This window comes from Umezawaea beigongshangensis (assembly GCF_016464305.1).
Taxonomy (GTDB): Bacteria; Actinomycetota; Actinomycetes; order Mycobacteriales; family Pseudonocardiaceae; genus Umezawaea_A; species Umezawaea_A beigongshangensis.
This window is the reverse complement of record NZ_JAEIOJ010000037.1, coordinates 1-2123: the sequence shown is the minus strand read 5'-3', so window position 1 is coordinate 2123 and position 2123 is coordinate 1. Positions and strand designations below refer to the sequence as shown.

The 2123-nt window shown below is 72.2% G+C and carries 1 protein-coding gene; it reads right to left on the bottom strand.

The annotated features are described in order from the left end of the window. Positions 1–2081, bottom strand: a 2081-nt coding sequence (locus IMZ35_RS30225; RefSeq protein WP_229373694.1) for a condensation domain-containing protein, incomplete at its 3' end; no start/stop codon positions are given. Positions 2082–2123: the final 42 nt, after the last annotated feature.

The window sequence follows — 2123 nt, the reverse complement described above, 5'->3', positions numbered from 1 at the left end:
GTCAACACCCCGTCCACCGCACGCACCGCCACCGCACCCGGCGACCGATCCACCTGCCCCTCCACCAACCGGTGCAGCAGACCGTCCCCCACCGCCGCCACCGGCGACACCGACAACTCCGCCCGCCGCACACGCTCCACGGACCCCGCCACGTCCAACTCCGCGATCGAGCGGTCCGGAGCGGCGACCATGAGGGACACGAGCACGGCCAGGCGGTCGGCGAGCAACCGAGCGGTGGTGTCCGCGTACAGGTCGGTCCGGTGGGTGAGATGGCCGGTGATGGTGCCGCCGGAGCGTTCCAGGTGGAGGGACAGGTCGAACTGGGTCTCCGCGGGAGGCATCACCAGCCGGGTGACGTTCAGCCCCGGTAGGTCCAGGCTCTCCGGTGGCGTCTCGTTGAGGGACAGCATCACCTGGAACAGCGGACTCTGCGACTGGTCCTGCCGACCGGCGAGGTCGCGCACCAACTGGTCGAACGGTGTGTCCGCGTGCCGGTGTGCGGCGGTGAGCGCGTCGTGCGTTCCGCGCAGGGCATCGGCGAGAGTGGTGCGCGGGGTGGTGGTCGTGCGCAGCGGCACGCTGTTGACGAAGAAGCCCAGCACGTCGGCGGTGTCCGGCCGCGTGCGACCGCTGGTCGGGATGCCGATGGTCACGTCGTGCCTGCCCGACAGCACCGTCAGCAGCACGGTCACCGCTGTCGCGATCACGGCGAACTCGGTCGTGCTCGTCGCCGCGGCGAGTTCGCGGACGGCGTCACCGGGCAGTGTCACGGGCACGGCGGCACCGCGGTGGGTGGGCTGGGCCGGACGGGGGTGGTCGGTCGGCAGGTTCAGCGGAAGCGCACCCCTGAGCTGCTCGCGCCAGTAGTCGAGCCCGGCCTCGTCGTCGGGCAGGGTGCTCTGCCAGTGCGCGACGTCGCCGTACTGCACGGCGGGGTCGCCCGGCAGCGGAGCGCCGTCGACGAGTGCCCGGTACACGGTCGTGATCTCCCGCAACAGCACGGTGAGCGACCAGCCGTCGGCGATGGCGTGGTGCAGCGACACCAGCAGCAGGTGCTCGTCGTCGGCCACGCGGACCACGCGAGCCCGGAACAGCGGCCCGTCGGCGAGGTCGGTGGCGGTGTGACGCCACCGCGTGACGAGGTCGTCCTCGTCCGTGCCCGCGGCGTCCTCGGGGGCGGGGTCCCACTGCCACGAGGGGTGCACGACCTGGACGACGTCGCCGTCCTCCTCGCGCAGCGTGGTGCGCAGCACCTCGTGGCGGCGCACGACCTCGCGCAGAGCGGCCGCGAGCACGTCGGCGTCGAGCCGGCCGCGGAGGCGCGCGCCTCCGTTCAGGTGGTACGCGAGGTTCGCAGCCGGGTCGAGCGCGCACAGCAGCCACAGCCGCTTCTGACCCGAGGACGCGGGAAGAGTGGTGGTGCCGTCGGGGTTCGGGTTGCGCGGTGCGACCGGCAGCGGGGCCACGCCGGTGCCCGTGGGCAGAGCAGCGGCCAGTTCCGCGAGGGTCGGGTGGTCGAAGACCAGGCGCAACGGCACGTGCGCGTCGAGTTCCTCGCTCAGCCGGTGCGCAAGACGGGCGGCGAGCAGAGATTGACCGCCCAGGGCGAAGAAGTTGTCCTCGACGTCCGGTGTGGACACCGCGAGCAGCTCGCTCCACACCGAGGCCACGAGCCGTTCCGCCGCGGTGCGTGGCGCGGTGTGCTCGCGGTCGGACTCCTGCGGTTCGGGCAGGGCCGCGCGGTCGATCTTGCCGTTGGGCAGCAGGGGCAGTTCCGGCAGCGTGACGTACGCCGCCGGGAGGTACGCGGCGGGCAGCTTCTCGCGGAGGTGTTCGGTCAGCGTGGTGTGGTCGACCTCGTCTGCGGCGGGGACGACGTGCGCGACGAGCTGAGCGGTGCCGGACGGGTGCTGGTGGGCCACGACCACGGCGTCGGCGACGTCGGGATGCGCCCGCAGAACGGTGTCGATCTCGCCGAGCTCGATGCGATGACCACGGATCTTGACCTGGTCGTCGGCACGACCCAGGTAGTCCAGCATCCCGTCCGTGCGCCACCGCACCAGATCACCCGTGCGGTACATCCGCCCACCACCGAACGGATCAGGCAGATACCGCTCCGCCGT